Source organism: Bradyrhizobium sp. USDA 4506, assembly GCF_054058795.1.
In genome coordinates this window covers 5,726,783-5,747,294 of sequence record NZ_JBSSBM010000002.1, presented here as the reverse complement: position 1 = coordinate 5,747,294, position 20,512 = coordinate 5,726,783, and the positions used below count along the sequence as shown (strand labels likewise).

Below are 20,512 nucleotides of genomic sequence, written 5' to 3'. Positions count from 1 at the left end.
TGGCCGGCGCGCTGAAATTCACAAACCTTAACGCGCCATCCTTGGCGGCACGACGCGCCGGTCTGCGTTGACGACCCGCCGTTAGCGCTGTCAGGCAGGTTGCCGCGCGGCATTGTCCTCGGAGCAATCCGCGCTGGCGCATGCCGCCGAAGGGCCCTCCGGCAAGACCGGAGCGGGCTTGCCGGATATGAGTCATCCGGCGCCGGAACTTGCGGAAAATTGCGCGCGCCGCGAGCCATGCGCGAAAGTTTTCGTGCTTTACCGCCAAGCTTCTTGCGGTGCAGCGGCGACAGGCCTAGGGTGCCGCGATCCCATTCAAATCAAGTCGTGGCCCTACGGCTCACGGCGTTTGCCAGGAGATAATAATGGCCTTCCTGTCCGCTGCGCTCGACCGTGTGAAGCCGTCCGCGACGATCGCGGTCACGGACAAAGCACGCGCGCTGAAAGCCGCGGGCCGCAACGTCATCGGCCTCGGCGCCGGCGAGCCTGACTTCGATACGCCCGCCAACATCAAGCTCGCAGCGATCCACGCGATCGAGGCCGGCAAGACCAAGTACACCGATGTCGGCGGCATTCCGGAGCTCAAGGAAGCCATCATCAACAAGTTCGCGCGCGAGAACGGCCTGACCTACAAGCCGAACCAGGTCATCGTCGGCACCGGCGGCAAGCAGGTGCTCTACAACGCGCTGATGGCGACCATCAATCCGGGCGATGAGGTGATCATCCCGGCGCCGTACTGGGTCAGCTATCCCGAGATGGTGGCGCTCGCCGGCGGCGAGTCGGTGCCGGTGGTGTGCCCGGCCTCGACCGGCTTCAAGCTGCGTCCGGAAGATCTCGAGAAGGCGATCACGCCGAAGACCAAGTGGGTGATCCTGTGCTCGCCGTCGAACCCGACCGGCTCGGCCTACACGAAGAGCGAGCTCAAGGCGATCACCGACGTGCTGGTCAAGCATCCGCATGTCTGGGTGATGACCGACGACATGTACGAGCACCTCGTCTATGACGACTTCGTCTTCACCACGGCGGCGCAGGTCGAGCCGAGCCTGTACGATCGCACGCTGACCGTGAACGGCGTGTCGAAGGCCTACTGCATGACCGGCTGGCGCATCGGCTATGCCGGCGGCCCGGCGCAGCTGATCAAGGCGATGGCGACGATCCAGTCGCAGTCGACCTCGAACCCGTCGTCGATCGCGCAATGGGCGTCGGTCGAGGCGCTCAACGGTCCGCAGGACTTCATCGCCGCGAACAACAAGGTGTTCAAGGAGCGTCGCGACCTCGTGGTGTCGATGCTCAACCAGGCGAGCGGCATCGAGTGCCCGCGGCCGGAAGGCGCGTTCTACGTCTATCCGTCCTGCGCCGGCACGATCGGCAAGAAGGCGCCGTCGGGCAAGCTGATCGACAACGACGAGGCGTTCGTTACCGAATTGCTCGAGAGCGAAGGCGTCGCCGTGGTGCAGGGATCGGCATTCGGGCTCGGACCCGCGTTCCGCATCTCCTACGCCACCAAGACTTCCGATCTCGAGGATGCCTGCAAGCGTATCCAGCGCTTCTGCGGTAATCTGCGGTAGGTCGATCCGAAATCAAGAAACGCTCCCGCACCTGGTGCGGGAGCGTTTTTGTTTGTGCGCTGAAATCGCGCCGGTAAATTCGACGAGTCAAATCACATCCTGCTCACCTCACGCGCGTGTGTGCGAACATCGATGCCACACGCGGGAAGTTTTTACGGCGTCTTTGCGCGCTGCCTTGTTTTGGACACGAGCCTTCCTTCCTGTCCGCCGCGCAAATTCAGTTCACCTTGCGGAGACAGTTCAATGCGACTTTCGACCCTCACCCTTGCAGCGCTTGCGTTGCTGGCGCCGTTCGCCACCGCCAACGCGGCGCCTCAGGTTCAAGCCGGGGTCCTGCAATGCCAGGGCGGCGAGAATGTCGGCTTCGTTGTCGGCTCTGTCGCGCGCCTCGAATGCGTGTTTCAGAGCGGCGGCCGTCGGCCCGAGCCCTATGTTGCGACCGTGAAGCGGATCGGCGTCGACCTTGGCGTCACCGCGACGACCCAGCTCGCCTGGGCCGTGAGCGCGCCGACCACCCAGCTCCCGCGCGGTGCGCTGGCCGGCAGCTACGGCGGCGTCGGCGTCAACGCCTCGGTCGGCCTCGGCGCCGGCGGTAACTTCCTGTTCGGCGGCCCGAACAATGCCTATGCGCTGCAGCCGGTCAGCGTGCAGGGCCAGACCGGCCTCAACGTTGCGGCCGGCATCGCCGGGATCGATCTCGAGCCGGTCGCCTACGGCGGTCCGCGCCGTCATCATCGTCACCACCGTCATCATCATCACCACCACTAGATTTTGTTTTGACGCGTTTTCTTCACGCGAACCGGTATCCACTTCGCTCGAAAACGCTCTAGGCTGGTCGGTGTTCGATCAAAGAGGCCCGCGAAAGCGGGCCTCTTTTTTGTTGTCTGTTGTTTGCTGTCCGTTGCTCGATCAATCGGCGGACCCCGAGGAACATAGCAGCGCCGCAACATCTCCTGACAATCGGTGGCCGGGCACCACAAATTCTGGCTGGACGTTCGATGTTGTGGCATAGGATGCGAACGGCGCCGCAGACACGGCGCCGTTCGGTTCTCTGCTCGCGTCATGCCTCTCAGCCGGAGACTCCCCAACATGCGTCGCTTCACTTTCCTCGCCGGTGCTGCCATTGCCACGCTGACCGCAATCGTGAGCGCCAGCGCCCAACAGCCGATCCAGCGCGTGCAGGTCGGCGTCCTTGAATGCCGCGGCGGCGCGAGCGTCGGCTTCATCGTCGGTTCCGTGACCCATCTCGGTTGCGTGCTGCGCGCCAATGGTCTGCCTGAGGATCGCTACATCGCGACCATCCAGAAGGTCGGCATCGATCTCGGCATCACCCAGGAATCGGCGCTGGCCTGGGGCGTCTATGCGCCGGTGGAGCGGCTCGGGCCGGGTGCGCTCTCCGGCAACTATGCCGGCGCGCAGGGCAGCGCGACGCTCGGTGTCGGCGTCGGCGGCAACGTGCTGGTCGGCGGCTCCGACAACACGATCGCCCTGCAGCCGCTCAGCGTGCAGGGCCAGGTCGGCATCAACATCGCCGCCGGCCTCGAGAGCCTGGAGCTGCGTCCGGGCCGCTAACGCGCGCCCGTGCGGTTGATCAGCTTGCCGAAGAAGCCGCTTGCTTCTTCGGCAAGGATCCCGGGCGCCTCGGCGTGAACATAGTGCCCGGTCTCGACGAACCTGATCGAAGGTTCGCTCCAATAGTCTCCCAACCTGTCCGACCATTCGGGCGCGATCAACGGATCGCGGCGGCCCCAGAGAAAGCGCGACGGCACGTCGATGCGCGGCTGCGCCGGCAGCTTGCCTTCCAGCCAGAGCCGGCGATTGGGCGCGGACGAGAGATACCAGTCGAAGCCGCCCTGGATGTTGCCCGGCTTCATGAAGTTGTCGACATAGGCTTCCAGCAGGTCGCCGAACACCGCGGGATCGTCGCCCGACCAGTGGTCGAGGAAATGCCGGAAGTAGAGCCGGCATGACTCGCGCGAGCTTCCGACCAATTGCGCGGCCCATGGCAGCTGCTGGAAGTATTGATACCAGACCTCGATCAGGTGGCCGGGCTGGCCGTAGCGATGGCCGAGGCCCGGATAGGGCGTGCAGAGATAGAGCGTGCCGATCAGCCGCTGCGGATGTCGATGCGACATCGCCTGCATGACGTAGGCGCCGAGATCGCCGCCGATGACGCCGAAGCGCTGATAGTCGAGCGCGTCCATGACGGCAAACATATCCAGCGCGTGGCGCTCCGCGGTGGCGGACGCATCGGGCCCCGTTGTCGGCTTGCCGGTGTCGCCGCAGCCGCGCAAGTCGGGCGCGATCAGTTCAAAACTGTCGCCGAGGCGCAGCATCAGCGGGCGCCACACCAGCCAGAACTCCGGCCAGCCGTGAAGCAGGAGCAGCGGCGGCCCTTTGCCGAAGCGCGCGACATTGACGCGCAAATCGCCGATATCGATCTTCTGTTGCGTAATGCCTGCCGCGGCTGCTTCTGCGAAGGCTTTTTCCAGCGCCGTCATGGGGACTCCCTTTGCTTTGTCGCAGGCTGTCCGCGTTCGCGCGTCCGGTCCAATACTCGTTCGATACGGTTGCAGAGCTATTGCGTATGACTGACGGCACCCGCCGCCGTGCTATACCGACGGCATGGAATTGCGACATCTCAGATATTTCGTGGCGCTCGGCGAGGAATTGAACTTCACCCGCGCGGCCGAGCGGCTGCACATCGCGCAACCGCCGCTGAGCCAGCAGATCCGTCAGCTCGAGGACGAACTCGGCGTGACGTTGCTGCAGCGGAATAGCCGTCCTGTCAGGCTCACCGAGGCGGGCGAGCTGCTGCTTGCGCGCGCCCGCTCCCTGCTCGCAAATTTCGAGGCCGCGGTTGCGGACACGCGGCGCGTCGGGCGCGGCCAGGCCGGCAAGCTCGCGATCGGATTCGTCGGCTCCGCGATGTTCGCCGGTCTGCCCGATATCATAGGCAGCTATCGCGACGCCTGTCCCGACGTCGAGCTCGTGCTTGACGAGATGCTGGCGGCCGAGATTGCCGAAGCGCTGCGGCGACGCCGGATCGATGTCGGCTTCGCACGCCCGGCGCTATTGCCGGAGGCGGGTCTTGCCCAGCGCCTGATCCTGGAGGAGCCCTATGTCGCGGCGTTGCCGCGCGCGCATCCGCTTGCCGAGAGGGACGACATTGCGCTTGCCGAATTGTCCGATGATGCCTTCGTGCTCTATCCGGCGCGGCCGGAGCCATCGGTCACCGGCCTGATCGTCGCCGCGTGCCAAGCCGCCGGATTCACGCCGCGACTCGCGCAGGAGGTGCTGCATCTGCAAACCGCGATTGGCCTGATCGCCGCCGGCGTCGGTGTATCGCTCGTCCCGGAGGCCGCGGCACGCGCGCAGACCGGTCGCGGCGTGGCGTATGTCCGCTTGGCCGCGCCGGCGGTGACGGCGCCGCTCACGATTGCGTGGCGTGAAGAAGATGTCTCGCCCGCCGTGCAGCGTCTGCTCGACCTTGCGACACGCTGGCGCGAGATTTCTCCGGGACTTGCGCGAAGGAACTGACGCAGCGGATGCAATTGTCCGGACGATGGCTCGGAATTGCAAACCTCCGCGACGCCGCACCGCAGCGACGTTTTCCCGCTTGCCAAATGTCAAACGCAGGCAGAGCATAAACGGTCGCCGACCCAATCATGGGCCGAGCTCCAAAACGAGGAGGCGGCAATGGGACAAGACGTCAGAAGTCCCCGAGGTCCACGGTGCATCGCATTGGTGGGCCCTTTCCAAAGCGGTAAAACCACACTTCTGGAAGCGATCCTGGCGCGCACTGGCGCCATTAAAACTGCCGGCAGCGTCGATGCCGGAACCTCCGTCGGCGATGCCAGCCCCGAGGCGCGTCAGCACAAGATGGGCGTAGGCCTGACCGCCGCCACCACCACCTTTATGGGGGACAGCTACACCTTTATCGATTGTCCCGGCTCGATCGAATTCGCGCACGATATGCGTGCAGCGTTGCCGGCAGTCGATGCCGCGGTCGTGGTCTGCGAAGCCGACGAGAAAAAGCTGCCGCAGCTGCAGATCATCCTGCGCGAGCTCGAGGAGCTCGGAATTCCCCGTTTCCTGTTCCTGAACAAGATCGACCGCGCCAACAAGCGCGTCCGCGAGACGCTTGCGACGCTGCAGCCGGCCTCGCGCGTGCCGCTGGTGCTGCGCCAGATCCCGATCTGGAACGGTGATCTGATCGAAGGCTTTGTCGATCTCGCGCTGGAGCGCGCCTTCGTCTATCGCGAGCACAAGCCGTCGGAGGTGATGGCGCTCGAGGGCGGCAATCTCGATCGCGAGAAGGAAGCCCGCTTCTCGATGCTGGAGAAGCTTGCCGACCATGACGACGCGCTGATGGAGCAGTTGCTGGAGGATATCCAGCCGCCGCGCGATGCCGTGTTCGACGATCTCGCCCGCGAACTGCGCGATGGGCAGATCTGTCCGGTGCTGCTCGGCGCTGCGAGCCGCGAGAACGGCGTGCTGCGCCTGATGAAGGCGCTGCGCCATGAGGCGCCCGGCGTTGCCGAGACCGCCGATCGGCTCGGCATCAAGGATCAGAAGGATGCGCTGGCCTACGTGTTCAAGACCGTGCACTTGCAGCACGGCGGCAAGCTGTCGCTGGCGCGCGTGCTTGCGGGCCGGCTCGACGACGGCGCGACGCTGCAATCCTCAAGCGGCGAGAGCGGACGCGTCTCAGGCATCCTCGCGGTCTCGGGCGGGCATGACAGCAAGCGGCCGCAGGCCGAGGCCGGCGACACCGTCGCGCTCGGCAAGCTCGATGCGATCAAGACCGGCGATACGGTCTCGAGCGGCAAGACGGCGCCGGCCTCGCTGGTCAAGGTCGAGCCGGCCGCGGCCGTGCTGTCGATCTCGATTGCCGCGACCGACCGCAAGGACGATGTCAAGCTCGGCCAGGCGCTGCTGCGGCTGAACGAGGAAGATCCCTCGCTGACGATGATCCAGAACCCGCGCACCCACGACACCGTGCTGTGGGGGCAGGGCGAGATGCATCTGCGCGTGGCGCAGGAGCGGCTGAAGGACCGCTACGGCGTCAACGTCAAATCGCATCCGCCGGCGATCGGCTATCAGGAGACCATCCGCAAGCCGATCACGCAGCGCGGCCGGCACAAGAAGCAGTCCGGCGGTCATGGCCAGTTCGGCGACGTCGTGCTCGACATCAAACCGAAGCCGCGCGGGTCAGGCTTTGAATTCCACGAGAAAGTGGTCGGCGGCGCGGTGCCGCGCAACTATATCGGCGCGGTGGAAGAGGGCGTCGTCGACGCGCTGGCGCGGGGCCCACTCGGCTTCCCCGTGATCGACGTCGACGTCACGCTGACCGACGGCTCCTATCACAGCGTCGATTCCTCCGACCTCGCGTTCCGCACCGCGGCGCGGATCGGGGTCAGCGAAGGGTTGCCGCAGTGCCAGCCCGTGCTGCTGGAGCCGATCCATATGGTCGAGATCGTCTGTCCGACCGACGCCACCGCCAAGATCAACGCGATCCTGTCGGCGCGCCGCGGGCCAGATCCTCGGCTTCGACACCCGCGACGGCTGGATCGGCTGGGATTGCGTCCGCGCCACGATGCCGGAATCGGAGATCGGCGACTTGATTGTCGAACTGCGCTCCGCCACCGCCGGCGCCGGCACCTTCACCCGCCAGTTCGACCGCATGGCCGAAGTGACGGGCCGCGCCGCCGACCAGATCATCGCCGCGCATCGCGACGCGGCCTGATGGCACTCCGTCATTCCGGGGCGATGCGTTAGCATCGAACCCGGAATCTCGAGATTCCCCGGTGCGCAATTGCGCACCTTCGGTCTGGTCCTTCGGACCATCCCGGAATGACGGACGACGCTGCTTTGCTTCGCTCCCTTCCTTCCCAAGCCGACTGCTTTCATGAACATTGTCGTTCTGAACACCGGGAGCGAATCCCACCGTCATGCTTGAATCCCGCCGTAACCTGGCGCTGGCCTGCGCGCTCAGCGCGCTGGCCGGCTATGTCGACGGCATCGGCTATCTGCATCTCGGCGGGCTGTTCGTCTCCTTCATGAGCGGCAACTCGACGCGGCTCGGCGTGACGCTGGCCGAGGGGCATTGGCAGCACGCGCTGGAAGCACTGGTGCTGATCGTGCTGTTCGTCGCGGGGGCTGCGGCCGGCAGCCTGATCGTGCTGAGCCCGCTGGCGCATCGCCAGCCCCTGATCCTGCTCGTCGAGGCATTGCTGCTCGCGGCAGCGGCATTGGCCTATGCCTATGGCCTGCCGAATGCCGCGATCGCCGCCATCGTGCTGGCGATGGGGCTCGAGAATGCCGTATTCCAGCTGGCAGGCGGGGCCGGGCTCGGCCTGACCTATGTCACCGGCGCGCTGGTCAAGGCCGGCCAGCTGATCGCCGCCACGCTGACCGGCGGTGCCGGCTGGGCCTGGCTGCCCAACATCCTGCTGTGGGCGGCGCTGGTTGCGGGCGCGCTCGCCGGCGCATTTGCCTACGGCTGGATCAATCTCACCGCGATCTGGTTTGCCGCAGGCGCCGCCTTCGCCCTCAGCGCGCTGGTTGCCGCAACCGCGAAGCAGACGGATTGACAGCGCGCCTGCCTTGGCCGATGTCACCATCATGACGTCCTCAAGCAAAACCCGCGCCGCGTGCCTGATCGGCTGGCCCGCCGCGCATTCCCGCTCGCCGTTGATCCATCATTACTGGCTGCGCACGCTCGGCATCGAGGGCGGCTATGTGATCGAGGCGGTGCCGCCGGAGGATTTCAAGGATTTCCTGTTTCGCCTGTCGCTGCGCGGCTTCGTCGGCGCCAACGTCACCATTCCGCACAAGGAGCGCGCGCTGGCGCTGTCGGCACCGGATGAGCGCGCCCGTGCCGTCGGCGCCGCCAACACGCTGTGGTTCGCCGATGGCGAGCTGCGCTCGACCAACACCGATGTCGAAGGCTTCATCAACAATCTCGACGCCTGCGCGCCCGGCTGGGACAAGACGGAGGACGCGCTGGTGCTCGGCGCCGGCGGCGCGGCCCGTGCGGTGGTGTTCGGCCTGATCGAGCGCGGCATCGCGCGCGTGCATCTGGTCAACCGCAGCATCGATCGCGCCCGCGCGCTGGCCGGGCAATTCGGCGCGCGGGTTCATCCCGCGACCTGGGACAAGGTTGATGGGCTGCTGCCGCGCGCCGGCCTGCTGGTGAATACCACCTCGCTCGGCATGCATGGTCAGCCCGCGCTCGAGGTCGATGTCGGCCTGCTGCCGCAGGGCGCGGTTGTCTCCGACCTCGTCTATGTGCCGCTGGTGACGCCGCTGCTTGCGGCGGCAGAGGCGCGTGGTCTGAAGACCGCCGATGGACTCGGCATGCTGCTGCACCAGGCGGTGCGCGGTTTCGAATTGTGGTTCGGGCGGCGTCCGCAGGTCACGCCGGAACTGCGTGCGCTTGTTGAAGCCGATCTCACAAAGACTTGAGGCCTGGAATAGCATCTCCGGAACGGGGTCTGGTGTTAGTCCCCCCGCGTTCCCTCCCGGAGATCAGTCATGCCTGCCAGCCGCTCTCATCTCATTCGGCCGTTCATCGCGCTTGCGATGGTGACGGTGTCCACGCTCTACGCGCTCGCGCAGCAGCCGCCGACGCCGACCCGGGTGCGGGGAACCGTCGAGAGCGTCGACGGCGACACGCTCGCGGTGAAGTCGCGCAGCGGCGAGGACGTCAAGCTGCACATGGCAGGCAACATGGTGGTGCTCGGTCTCACCAAGGTCGCGCTGTCCGACATCAAGGTCGGTTCCTTCATCGGCACGACCACCGTGCCCGGCCCCGACGGCACGCCGAAGGCGGTCGAGGTGCATGTCTTCCCGGAGAACATGCGCGGCACCGGCGAAGGCTCGCGGCCCTACGATCTGAAGCCGAACAGCAGCATGACCAATGCGACCGTCGCGCAATCCGTCGTGAGCAATGACGGCCACACATTGCTGGTCAAATACAAGGACGGCGAGAAAAAGGTGGAGGTCGCACCCGATACGCCGGTCGTGACCTATGTTCCCGGCGACAAGGCGGACCTGAAGGCCGGCGCCAAGGTCATCGCTTTCATGAAGAAACTGCCGGACGGCTCGCTTGAGACCGATCGCGTCAGCGTCGGCCGCGACGGGCTTACGCCGCCGATGTGACGCGCAGCGTGTAGCCCGGATGGAGCGGAGCGAAATCCGGGAATCTTCCCAGGAAGGCGGTCCCCGGATTGCACTCCGCTCCATCCGGGCTACGGCACAACATGCAAACGCATCACCTGTCCGTTATCGCAGTAACGGCCCCCTCATCCGGTCCGTAGTTGTTGAACGGTCACCTTTCCCGCGAACGGGAGGTAGCCGCACGGAATACCTTCAACTCCCCGGTGTTCCCTGATTCGCCAGCCAAACCCATGAGGGACACCATGCCGAAATCGACGCTGTTCGCCGCATTGCTTCTTGTTGCCTTTGCTTCGGCTGCATCCGCGCAGCAGCCGCCGGCGGTGCGCATCCGCGGCACCATCGAGGCCGTCGACGGCGCCATGCTGTCGATCAAGTCGCGCGACGGCGCCGACATGAAGGTGCGGACCACCGACAACGTCGCGGTGTTCGGCGTCGCCAAGACCGATCTGTCGGAGATCAAGCCCGGTTCCTACATCGGCGTCACCGCGATGCCCGAACCCGACGGAACGCAGAAGGCGATCGCGGTTCACATCTTCCCGGAGAACCAGCGCGGCGCCGCCGAGGGCTTCCGCCCGTGGGACCTGCGCGCCAACTCGACCATGACCAACGCCACCGTCGCCGAGACCGTGAAGGGCACCGACGGCCAGAACATCACGGTGAAGTACAAGGACGGCGAGAAGAAAGTCGTGGTGCCGCCGGACACCCCGGTCGTCACCTTCGTCGCCGGCGACAAGTCGGAGCTGAAGCCGGGCGCCAAGATCATCATCTTCGGTGCGCTGAAGAAGGACGACGGCACGCTGGAAGCCAACCGCGTCAATGTCGGCCGCGACGGGATTGCGCCGCCGATGTGATGCTGAACAGGCTCCGCTGTCGTCCCTGCGAAAGCAGGGACCCATAACCACCGGGTTGAGTTGTTGAAGCGCGCTGTCGCTCGCAGCGCTGCGAAACGACGGCCATCGGTGGTTATGGGTCCCGGGTCGCGCTTCGCTTGCCCGGGACGACGAAGATTGCGTGGCCCGGATGGAGCGCAGCGCAATCCGGGGCAACTCTATCCACGAAGAAAGACCCGGATTACGCTTCGCTTCATCCGGGCTACGATAATAGCGCCGGCGGCTACACCGCCAGCACGTGATCGTCGATCTCGGCGATGGTGTTGACGCCGCACAGTCCCATCGTGGTGGTGAGCTCCTTGCCCAGGATTTCGATCGCCTTGGCGACGCCGGCCTGGCCGCCGGCGCCGAGGCCATAGGCATAGGCGCGGCCGATCATGCAGGACTTCGCGCCGAGCGCCAGCGCCCGCATCACGTCCATGCCGGTGCGGATGCCGCCGTCGAACATGATCTCGAGCTTCGAGCCGACCTCATCGACGATCTCCGGCAGCACCTCGATCGAGGACGGCGCGCCGTCGAGCTGGCGGCCGCCATGGTTGGAGACCACGATCGCCTGCGCGCCGGTCTTGGCGGCAAGCTCGGCGTCCTCGACGTCGAGAATCCCTTTGAGGATCAGCTTGCCCGGCCAGATGCTGCGGATCCAGTCGATGTCCTTCCAGTTCAGCGAGGTGTCGAACTGCGAGGCGGTCCATTCCGACAGTTTCGTCAGATCCTCGGTGCCTTTGACGTGGCCGGCAATGTTGCCGAAGGTACGGCGCTTGCCTTGCAGCACGCCTGACACCCAGGCGGGCTTGGTCGCGAAGTCGATCAGCTTCGACAGTGACCATTCCGGCGGCACCGTCATGCCGTTCTTGATGTCCTGGTGGCGCTGGCCGATCACCTGCAGGTCGACGGTCAACACCAGCGCCGAGCATTTCGCCGCGATCGCGCGCTCGATCAGCGACTTGATGAAGCCGCGGTCCTTCATGACGTAGAGCTGGAACCAGAACGGCTTGTCGACGGCGGCGGCGATGTCCTCGATCGAGCAGATCGACATCGTGCTCTGGGTGAAGGGAATGCCGGCCGCCTGCGCGGCGCGGCAGGCATAGATCTCGCCGTCGCCATGCTGCATGCCGAGCAGGCCGACCGGCGCCAGGATCAGCGGCATCGCGGCCGGCTCGCCGAGGATCGTGGTCGCCAGGGTGCGCTTGGACACATCGACCAGGATGCGCTGGCGGAACTTGATCTGCTGCAGATCTTCCGAATTCGCGCGCAGCGTGTCCTCGGTGTAGGAGCCGCGGTCCGCATAATCGAAAAACGCCTTCGGCACCCGGCGCTTGTGCAGCTGGCGCAGATCTTCGATGCAGGTAATGTGCTTCATGGACGGTCCCGGCCCTTCTTCTGTGTCGCAAGTTCGATATCGCGAGCCTTGTTTTAGGCAGCAAGTCTTGCGGGTGTTCGATCTTGCCGTCATCTAGCATGGATGGGAGGCCTGCCAAATCGAAGACGGATGGGAGAGCGCGATGACCCAATCAGGCTCCAAACCGAAAGCAAAAGCAGACGAGAACACCGAGAAGCGCCGGCTCGACGAGGCCCTGGAGGAGGGGCTGGAGGAGACGTTTCCCGGTTCCGACCCCGTCAATGTCACCCAGCCGGCCCCTACCAAGGGTGACCAGCACGTCAAGCGCACCGGCAAAGGGTAGGGACGACGTTCGTTCCCCAGGTTGCCGAAAGAGTAATAATGTTATATCTTTCAGTGCCTTAATGTAGAGGCACGGGGTTTAGCCCCGGTAATGATTCATCATATTTTTTGAAGTCCTTTTAGCGCCTGGCAGTCTATAAGGCCGATGCACGCTAGACTGGTAGGCGTTCAGGACTCTCTCGCCGGGTGGTTCGAGAGGTCCGTGTTGGGGGTTACATGAGCCGCAAATATTTCGGGACCGATGGAATTCGGGGCCGCGCCAATGGACTGATCACGCCGGAGCTCGCGCTCAAGGTAGGGCAGGCCGCGGGATTGGTGTTTCAGCGTGGCGACCATCGCCATCGCGTCGTGATCGGCAAGGACACGCGGCTGTCCGGCTACATGATCGAATACGCCATGGTCGCGGGCTTCACCTCGGTCGGTATGGACGTGCTGCTGGTCGGCCCGATGCCGACCCCGGCGATCGCGATGCTCACCAAGTCGATGCGCGCCGATCTCGGCGTCATGATCTCGGCGTCGCATAATCTGTTCGAAGACAACGGCATCAAGCTGTTCGGCCCGCAGGGCTTCAAGCTGTCGGACGATGTCGAGAAGCAGATCGAGCAGCTGCTCGACGAATCGCTCGACCGCCGCCTGGCGCAGAGCGCGAGCCTCGGCCGCGCCCGCCGCATCGACGGCGTCCATGACCGCTACATCGAATTCGCCAAGCGCACGCTGCCGCGCGATCTCTCGCTCGACGGCCTGCGCGTCGTGGTCGATTGCGCCAACGGCGCCGCCTACAAGGTGGTGCCGGAAGCGCTGTGGGAGCTCGGCGCCGACGTGGTGCCGATCGGGGTCGAACCCGACGGCTTCAACATCAACAAGGAATGCGGCTCCACCTCGCCGGAAGCGCTGTCGCGGAAGGTGCGCGAGATGCGCGCCGACATCGGCATTGCGCTCGACGGCGATGCCGATCGCGTCATCCTGGTCGACGAGCGCGGCCACATCGTCGACGGTGACCAGCTGCTCGCGGTGATCGCGCAGAGCTGGAAGGAAGAAGGGCGCCTCGCCAAGCCCGGCATCGTCACGACCGTGATGTCCAATCTCGGGCTGGAGCGCTTCCTGCAGGGGCTCGGGCTGCAGATGGTCCGCACGCCGGTCGGCGACCGCTATGTGCTCGAGCAGATGCTGAGCGGCGGCTACAATCTCGGCGGCGAGCCGTCGGGCCATATCATCATGTCGGACTATTCGACGACCGGCGACGGTTTCGTCGCGGCACTGCAGGTGCTGGCCGTGGTGCAGAAGCTGCGCCGCCCGGTGTCGGAGATCTGCCGGCGTTTCGACCCGTTGCCGCAAATCCTGAAGAACGTGCGCTATCGCAGCGGCAAGCCGCTCGACGACGCCGAGGTCAAGTCCGCGATCACCGACGGCGAGAAGCGCCTCAACGGCCATGGCCGTCTGTTGATCCGCCCCTCCGGCACCGAGCCGGTGATCCGCGTCATGGGCGAGGGCGACGATCGTATCCTGGTGGAAGAGGTCGTCGACAACATCGTCAGCGCACTCGGCCACGCCGCTGCGGCATAAGCTCCGTCCGGCCTCGTCAGCTCGTGATCCGTCATCCTGAGGAGCGCGCCCTTGCGCGCGTCTCGAAGGATGCACGGCCCATTGTCGCAATTTGGCGAGCGCCGGGCCGTCGACCCTTCGAGACGCGCGGAGCCTGTCATCGGGCCGCGCTTTGCGCGGACCCGTTGGCGCTCCTCAGGGTGACGGGGATAGAGTTTGGCCGCCGGCTGGCCACACCGCGCATCGCTGCCATCGGCTAACGCAACTGGTTTGCCTCACCTCCGCGTCGTACGACACGGAGGTATTTTTGCGAATCTGTCCGGGAATGCTGCATTGAACAAACCCGTCGTGAGCAAACAGGCGCTGGGCGAGCCGGTGCCGGTGCCGGAGCTGACGGCCGCGAAGGTCGCCGCCGCTGCGGGACCGGCCTATGTCGTGCTTGCGGGCATCAGCTTCTCGCACTTCCTCAACGACACGATGCAGTCGCTGATCGCTTCGGTCTATCCGATCCTGAAGGACAATTACGCGCTCGACTTCGCGCAGATCGGCATGATCACGCTGGCGTTCCAGTTCACGGCGTCGCTGCTGCAGCCGCTGGTCGGACATTTCACCGACAAGAAGGCGCAGCCGTTCTCGCTTGCGATCGGCATGGGCTTCACCTTCTTCGGGCTGCTGCTGCTCAGCATTGCGCACACCTATGCTGTCATCCTGATCGCGGCTTCGCTGGTCGGCCTCGGCTCCGCAGTGTTCCACCCGGAATCGTCGCGCATCGCGCGGCTGGCGTCAGGCGGACGTTACGGCTTCGCGCAATCGGTGTTCCAGCTCGGCGGCAGTTTCGGCACCTCGATGGGACCGGTGCTCGCAGCACTGATCGTGGTGCCGTTCGGCCAGCCCTCGATCGCCTGGTTCTCCTCGATCGCGTTCCTTGCCATCGTGATCCTCTGGCGCATCGGCGTCTGGTACAAGCCGCAGATATCGGGCAAGAAGACGGCCGCCATCGCGCGGCATCCCGACCATCCGGATCAGCGGCGCGTGAAGATCGCGCTCATCGTGCTGGTCGCGCTGCTGTTCTCCAAGCAGCTCTATGTCTCGAGCCTGTCGAGCTATTACATCTTCTATCTGATCGACCGGTTCGGCGTCTCGACGCAGGCGGCGCAGCTCTATCTGTTCGTCTTCCTTGCCGCCAATGCCGCGGGCGCATTCATCGGCGGTCCGCTCGGCGACCGCTTCGGCCGCAAATACGTGATCTGGTTCTCGATCCTCGGCGCGCTGCCGTTCACGCTGGCGCTGCCCTATGCCGGCCTGTTCGCCAGCGCCGTGCTGACGGTGGTGATCGGTTTGATCATCTCGTCGGCGACGTCGGCGATCATCGTGTTCGCGCAGGAATTGATGCCGCATCGCTTCGGCATGATCTCTGGCGTGTTCTTCGGCGTCGCCTTCGGGATCGGCGGTCTCGGCGCCGCCGTGCTCGGCAAGCTCGCCGACCACACCTCGATCGCCTTCGTCTATCAGCTGTGCGCCTTCCTGCCGGCGATCGGCCTGCTCGCGGTGTTCCTGCCGAGGATGCCGCAGGCCGTGCGCTGAACGCTCGGCCGCGGACGCGACGCCCGCGTTAAGCATTCGCTAACACACCCGGCTCGCGTGCCTTGCGAACGGCGCGGATGCGTCAACGCTTCATTAGCACTTGTGGCGGGATCGCGATGTTTCGTCGCCAACCTGCGTCATTTATGGACCCATAAGCGACAGCCGCAGAGAAAGGTGAGAGAAAATCAACCTTAAAAATTAGGGTTAAGTGCCGCTTAAACATTTCCTGCCATCGTCCGGGCCGTGAGTTTCAGACGTGGGGCTTTCGTGTCGCCTCACTTGGCCCAAAAGGACGAAGCCAATGCGTAGCGTAAAGACCCTGATTGCCGCCGGTGCGGCATCTCTGTTGTCCTCGGCGGCGTTCGCCGCCGACATGCCCATCATGCCGCCGCCTCCGATGGCGTATGCTCCTCCGCCGGTCCAGGATTTCGGCGGCTGGTATCTGCGCGGCGACATCGGCATGACCAACACCCAGGCCAAGCTGCACGTCAACGCCTACGACACACTGCCGGCCGGCACCGCCTTCAACCAGTATGGCCACGGCTTCGACGGCGGCGTGCTCTACGGCATCGGCGTCGGCTATCAGTTCAACAGCTGGTTCCGCGCCGACATCACCGGTGAGTATCGCTCGAAGGTGAGCTTCAATGGCACCGATTTCTTCACGTTCCCCGGGCCCAGCCCGCTGAGCGACGCCTATCATGGCGGCATCCAGAGCTGGGTTGGCCTCGTCAACGTCTACGCTGATCTCGGCACCTGGGGCTGTTTGACCCCGTTCATCGGTGCCGGTGTCGGTGCCGCGACGATCAAGACCTCGGCCTTCTCCGACGTCGCGACGTTCCCGAGCGGGTCGGGCCTCACCAGCTCCTTCATCGCCGATGGCGCCACCAAGACCAACTTCGCCTGGGCGCTGCATGCCGGTGTCGCCTACAAGGTCACCAACAACTTCACGGTTGAACTGGCCTATCGCTACCTCGACATGGGCACTGCCGCCCACGGCCAAGGTCACTTCTTCGACGGCACGCCGGCCGGTCCCTCGAGCTTCCAGTACCGCGACATCACCTCGCAGGACGTGAAGCTCGGCGTGCGCTTCAACTTGCCGTGCTGCGACGTGCCGCCGCCGCCTCCGCCGCCGCTGATCCGCAAGGGTTAATTTCGGGCCTTCACGGTTAACGATTGCAACGGCGCGGGACCATCCCGCGCCGTTTTTCTTTGCCGCGTCATGTCGCGAACTTGCCGCGTCATGTCGCGCACTTCTGCACCTTGCGTGCTCGAAAACGGGCGGCGACAACGATTGGTTAAGGTTAACAGGCGATGATCAACGCGAAATCGGTGCGGTGGATGGAGCGTTGCAATGCGTAGGTTGGTGCTGGCGGCGATGACGATTGGAACGGTGACCGGCGCGCAGGCTGCCGACCTGCCGGACTTTCCGATCCTGCGCGGCTCCTATGTCGATGCACCGAGCAGGAGCGGGAACTGGGAAGGATGGTACGTCGGCGGCCAGATCGGCTATTCCTCCGGCGACATCGATTTCAGCCACGCGCCAAGCGCGATGACCTCCTTCATGCTGCGCGAGAGCGTTCTGGCCGACCCGGTTTCGGGTTGGGCCCTGCTGCCGAAGAACCATGCGCAGAGCAACGGGTTCGGCGCGTTCGTCGGCCGCAACTGGCAATGGGACGACGTCGTGCTCGGCGTCGAGGCCAACTACAATTACCTGAACGGCCTCGAAAGTTCGGCGGGCGACTCGATGACGCGGCAGATCGTGAATCCCAAGGGCGAGACTCCTCCGAGCGGGCACACCTACACCTACAACACCACGTTGTCGGGGAGCGCCGCCTTGCAGGTCAAGGATGTCACGACCTTCCGCGGACGCGCCGGATGGGCGGCAGGCAACTTCCTGCCTTACATGTTCGGCGGTGTTGCGGTGGGACGCATGTCCGTGTCGCGTTCGGCGACGGTGTCGTTTGACAAGTACGATGCCTGGGCCGAGACCCAGACGGTCGGCAACAACACCGTTACAATTCAGCATAACGACTACCTGGGCTCAGGGAGCGCCGCCCAGACGGAGCAGCGGGTGAACAACTATGCGGTCGGCTGGACCGCGGGCCTCGGGCTTGAATATTGCGTGGTCGGCGGGTTGTTTCTCCGCGGCGAGTGGGAATATGTGCGCTTCGCGGCGGTCAAGAATATCGCCGTCGACATGAACAGCTTCCGGGTCGGCGCCGGCTACAAGTTCTGATCGCCGCTGCCGTAGCCGGCGACGGTTGACAGACCGGGGAGCGACTGCTGCTCTGTCGCCACACGGTGCGGAGCGCGATCACATGAAAATCTACGGCGACGCCAATTCAGGCAACTGCCTGAAGGTGAAATGGGTGTGCGACAGGCTGGCGCTGCCGTACACATGGGTCGAGATCGACACCATGAAGGGCGGCAGCCGGACCGCGGAATTCCTCAAGCGAAACGGCTGGGGCCAGGTGCCGACGATGGAGCTGGATGACGGCCGCACGCTGGCACAATCCAACGCCATCATCCGCTATCTCGCGCGCGGCAGCGACCTGATCCCGAGCGATCCCTATCGCGCGGCGCAGATGGATGCCTGGATGTTCTGGGAGCAGAACAGCCACGAGCCTTATGTGGCCGTCTGCCGCTTTCAGGCCGTGTATCTCGGCAAGGCCATCTCGGAGATCGATCCGAACCTCGTCAAGCGCGGCTATGTCGCGCTCGATCATCTGGAGCGGCATCTTGCGGGGACGCAATTTTTGGTCGGAGACGCGTTCTCGCTCGCCGACGTCTCGCTGCTCGCCTATACCCGTGTCGCGGAGGATGGCGGCCTCGAACTCGCGCGCTATCCCGTGATCCGTCGCTGGATCGCCGATGCCGAGCGCGTGCTCGCGCTGCCGCCGGTCCGCTGACCTCAGGTGAATGCCGCCATGACTGAAGCTTCATCCATCACGATCCGCCGCGCTCGCCGCGAAGACGTCGCCGCCATCGTCGGCATGCTTGCGGACGATCCGCTCGGCAGTGCGCGCGAGCGGATCGAGGATCCGCTGCCGCAAAGCTATTACGAGGCCTTCGCGCGGGTCGAGCGCGATCCCAATTTGCAGCTCGTCGTCGCCGTCGACGGGGACGGCGTCGTCGTCGGCTGTCTGCAACTCGCGGTTCTGCCGGGCATCAGCTCGCAGGGCGGCTCGCGCGGCCTGCTCGAGGACGTTCGCGTCGCAAGGCATTGCCGCAGCCGCGGCATCGGCGAGAAGCTCGTGCAGTGGGCGGTCACGGAAGCGCGCGCGCGAGGCTGCATGCTCGTCGAGCTGCTGACGCATCAGACGCGGGTCGATGCGCAGCGCTTCTATGAAAGGCTCGGGTTCGCGCGCAGCCATGTCGGGATGACGATTCGCTTTTGAAACGCGTGCAAGAAGTTGTGCCATCTACCGGGCAATACCTGCAGCAGCGGATAGTCTGCGATCCGGTTAACAGCCAATAAACTAAGCCGGTCTCCGTGATTTTACGGGTCGGAACGAGTCCGGTATGTCGGACGTCTCCCACGGGGCGGCGGGCAACTGGGGATTGGAATGTCGGATTATTCGATCGTGCGGGTCGGCAACGAATACATTGTGCAGGCCGGCGAGAAGCGCATTCTGAAAGTATCGAGCCGGCGCAGGGCGGTTAAGATCATGACTCTGGCGGCAGATTTGCTCGATCAGGAGACGATCCAGCAGGTCGAGAACGCCCCATCAATCAGCCGTGATGCCCGGATTGTTCCAGACGAGTCCGAACTTTCTTGACGTTTGGGTACCTTTCCACTATCCCCGACCGCGGGAAACCTCTCCCCACCGAGAGGCAGCTATCTGGAAGGGTAGATTATGACTGCAGCGAAGCCCGCTTCGCGGCCTGAAGTGCCGCATTTTTCCTCCGGCCCCTGTGCCAAGCGCCCCGGCTGGAACCCCAACAATCTCAAGGACGCCGCCCTCGGCCGCTCGCATCGTGCGAAAGTCGGCAAGGCCAAGCTCAAGCTCGCGATCGAACTGACGCGCGAGGTGCTTGAGGTGCCCGCCGATTACAAGATCGGCATCGTGCCGGCGTCGGACACCGGCGCGGTCGAGATGGCGCTATGGTCGCTGCTCGGCGCGCGGCCCGTCACCACGCTCGCCTGGGAATCCTTCGGCGAGGGCTGGGTCAGCGATATCGTCAAGGAATTGAAGCTGAAGGACGTCACCAAGCTCAATGCGGCTTATGGTGAAATCCCCGATCTCTCCAAGGTCGATCCGAAGTCGGATATCGTCTTCACCTGGAACGGCACCACCTCGGGTGTGCGCGTGCCGAACGCTGACTGGATCAGCGCGGATCGCGAAGGCCTGACGATTTGCGACGCGACCTCGGCCGCCTTCGCGCAGCCGCTCGATTTCGCCAAGCTCGATGTCGTCACCTTCTCCTGGCAGAAGGCGCTCGGCGGTGAAGCCGCGCACGGGATGCTGATCCTGTCGCCGCGCGCGGTGGAACGGCTCGAGACCTACAAGCCGGCCTGGCCGCTGCCGAAGATCTTCCGCCTCACCAAGGGCGGCAAGCTCAACCAGGGCATCTTTGAAGGCGAGACCATCAACACGCCGTCGATGCTCTGCGTCGAGGACTATCTCGATGCGTTGAACTGGGCGAAGTCGATCGGCGGCCTGAAGGCGCTGATCGCCCGCGCCGATGCCAACACCAAGGCGCTCGCCGACTGGAAGGCGAAGACGCCGTGGATCGACTTCCTGGCCAAGGATCCCGCGATCCGCTCCAACACCTCGGTGTGCCTCAAGTTCACCGATCCCGCGATCACCTCGCTTCCATCAGACGCACAGGCCGACTTCTGCAAGAAGCTGGTCGCGCTGGTGGAGAAGGAGAACGCCGGCTTCGACTTCGCGTATTACCGCGATGCGCCGGCGGGTCTGCGGATCTGGTGCGGCGCCACCGTCGAAGCCAAGGATGTCGAGCTGCTGACGCAGTGGATCGACTGGGCGTTTGCCGAGACCAAGGCAGCGTTGCTCAAGGCGGCATAAGCTTTCTCTTGTCACCTCTTCCCGTTCTTACGG

Annotated in this window: 19 protein-coding genes and 1 pseudogene; 18 read left to right on the top strand and 2 right to left on the bottom strand. The window is 64.7% G+C overall.

Annotated elements, in window-relative coordinates:
- Positions 1-365: 365 nt before the first annotated feature.
- The 3 genes from ACVIHF_RS29310 (at position 366) to ACVIHF_RS29300 (ending at position 3,140) form a co-directional block, all read left to right on the top strand.
- The gene (locus tag ACVIHF_RS29310; RefSeq protein ID WP_028340563.1) at positions 366-1,568 is read left to right on the top strand and encodes a pyridoxal phosphate-dependent aminotransferase; all 1,203 of its coding nucleotides are present in this window, start codon (positions 366-368) and stop codon (positions 1,566-1,568) included.
- 243 nt (positions 1,569-1,811) lie between these two features.
- Complete coding sequence (locus tag ACVIHF_RS29305; protein WP_028336065.1) at positions 1,812-2,336, top strand: DUF992 domain-containing protein; 525 nt, start codon at positions 1,812-1,814, stop codon at positions 2,334-2,336.
- A 321-nt stretch (positions 2,337-2,657) separates the two neighbouring features.
- On the top strand, positions 2,658-3,140 hold the full coding sequence (locus ACVIHF_RS29300) for a DUF992 domain-containing protein (RefSeq protein ID WP_316399019.1): 483 nt from the start codon (positions 2,658-2,660) through the stop codon (positions 3,138-3,140).
- On the opposite strand, the gene ACVIHF_RS29295 is transcribed toward ACVIHF_RS29300, so the two are convergent.
- Positions 3,137-4,069, bottom strand: coding sequence for an alpha/beta fold hydrolase (locus ACVIHF_RS29295; protein WP_456792938.1), 933 nt, complete (start codon positions 4,067-4,069; stop codon positions 3,137-3,139). The two genes, ACVIHF_RS29300 and ACVIHF_RS29295, sit on opposite strands and share 4 nt — an antisense overlap.
- Before the next feature lie 124 nt (positions 4,070-4,193).
- Here ACVIHF_RS29295 and ACVIHF_RS29290 point away from each other — a divergent pair, with 124 nt between their 5' ends.
- From ACVIHF_RS29290 to ACVIHF_RS29265, 6 genes and pseudogenes are all read left to right on the top strand, one after another.
- The gene (locus ACVIHF_RS29290; protein ID WP_057015950.1) at positions 4,194-5,108 is read left to right on the top strand and encodes a LysR substrate-binding domain-containing protein; all 915 of its coding nucleotides are present in this window, start codon (positions 4,194-4,196) and stop codon (positions 5,106-5,108) included.
- Positions 5,109-5,267: 159 nt separating this feature from the next.
- A pseudogene (locus tag ACVIHF_RS29285) lies at positions 5,268-7,317 on the top strand (elongation factor G).
- A gap of 205 nt (positions 7,318-7,522) precedes the next feature.
- A complete protein-coding gene (locus tag ACVIHF_RS29280; protein WP_456792937.1) occupies positions 7,523-8,164 on the top strand; it encodes a YoaK family protein in 642 nt (213 codons plus the stop codon).
- 31 nt (positions 8,165-8,195) lie between these two features.
- Positions 8,196-9,038, top strand: a complete 843-nt coding sequence (locus ACVIHF_RS29275; RefSeq protein WP_456792936.1) for a shikimate dehydrogenase — start codon at positions 8,196-8,198, stop codon at positions 9,036-9,038.
- A gap of 117 nt (positions 9,039-9,155) precedes the next feature.
- Positions 9,156-9,734, top strand: a complete 579-nt coding sequence (locus ACVIHF_RS29270) for a hypothetical protein (protein ID WP_176937008.1) — start codon at positions 9,156-9,158, stop codon at positions 9,732-9,734.
- 260 nt (positions 9,735-9,994) lie between these two features.
- Positions 9,995-10,603 (top strand): single stranded DNA-binding domain-containing protein, encoded by a 609-nt coding sequence (locus tag ACVIHF_RS29265; protein WP_092085248.1) that lies wholly within the window; start codon positions 9,995-9,997, stop codon positions 10,601-10,603.
- A 262-nt stretch (positions 10,604-10,865) separates the two neighbouring features.
- Here ACVIHF_RS29265 and ACVIHF_RS29260 read toward each other — a convergent pair whose 3' ends face one another.
- The gene (locus ACVIHF_RS29260; RefSeq protein ID WP_310883278.1) at positions 10,866-12,002 is read right to left on the bottom strand and encodes an alpha-hydroxy acid oxidase; all 1,137 of its coding nucleotides are present in this window, start codon (positions 12,000-12,002) and stop codon (positions 10,866-10,868) included.
- 142 nt (positions 12,003-12,144) lie between these two features.
- On the opposite strand from ACVIHF_RS29260, the gene ACVIHF_RS29255 reads away from it, so the two are divergent.
- The 9 genes from ACVIHF_RS29255 (at position 12,145) to ACVIHF_RS29215 (ending at position 20,479) form a co-directional block, all read left to right on the top strand.
- On the top strand, positions 12,145-12,324 hold the full coding sequence (locus ACVIHF_RS29255) for a hypothetical protein (protein WP_310883277.1): 180 nt from the start codon (positions 12,145-12,147) through the stop codon (positions 12,322-12,324).
- Positions 12,325-12,539: 215 nt separating this feature from the next.
- On the top strand, positions 12,540-13,886 hold the full coding sequence (glmM, locus tag ACVIHF_RS29250; protein ID WP_016846677.1) for a phosphoglucosamine mutase: 1,347 nt from the start codon (positions 12,540-12,542) through the stop codon (positions 13,884-13,886).
- Between the two features lie 312 nt (positions 13,887-14,198).
- Positions 14,199-15,449, top strand: a complete 1,251-nt coding sequence (locus ACVIHF_RS29245; RefSeq protein ID WP_456792935.1) for an MFS transporter — start codon at positions 14,199-14,201, stop codon at positions 15,447-15,449.
- Between the two features lie 301 nt (positions 15,450-15,750).
- The gene (locus tag ACVIHF_RS29240) at positions 15,751-16,599 is read left to right on the top strand and encodes an outer membrane protein (RefSeq protein ID WP_176937006.1); all 849 of its coding nucleotides are present in this window, start codon (positions 15,751-15,753) and stop codon (positions 16,597-16,599) included.
- A gap of 201 nt (positions 16,600-16,800) precedes the next feature.
- On the top strand, positions 16,801-17,685 hold the full coding sequence (locus ACVIHF_RS29235; protein WP_456792934.1) for an outer membrane protein: 885 nt from the start codon (positions 16,801-16,803) through the stop codon (positions 17,683-17,685).
- 82 nt (positions 17,686-17,767) lie between these two features.
- Entirely contained in the window at positions 17,768-18,358 is a 591-nt protein-coding gene (locus tag ACVIHF_RS29230) for a glutathione S-transferase family protein (protein ID WP_076829905.1), read from the top strand.
- Positions 18,359-18,376: 18 nt separating this feature from the next.
- A complete protein-coding gene (locus tag ACVIHF_RS29225) occupies positions 18,377-18,847 on the top strand; it encodes a GNAT family N-acetyltransferase (RefSeq protein WP_456792933.1) in 471 nt (156 codons plus the stop codon).
- 168 nt (positions 18,848-19,015) lie between these two features.
- The gene (locus ACVIHF_RS29220; protein ID WP_456792932.1) at positions 19,016-19,228 is read left to right on the top strand and encodes a hypothetical protein; all 213 of its coding nucleotides are present in this window, start codon (positions 19,016-19,018) and stop codon (positions 19,226-19,228) included.
- Positions 19,229-19,306: 78 nt separating this feature from the next.
- A complete protein-coding gene (locus ACVIHF_RS29215) occupies positions 19,307-20,479 on the top strand; it encodes a phosphoserine transaminase (RefSeq protein WP_456792931.1) in 1,173 nt (390 codons plus the stop codon).
- Positions 20,480-20,512: the final 33 nt, after the last annotated feature.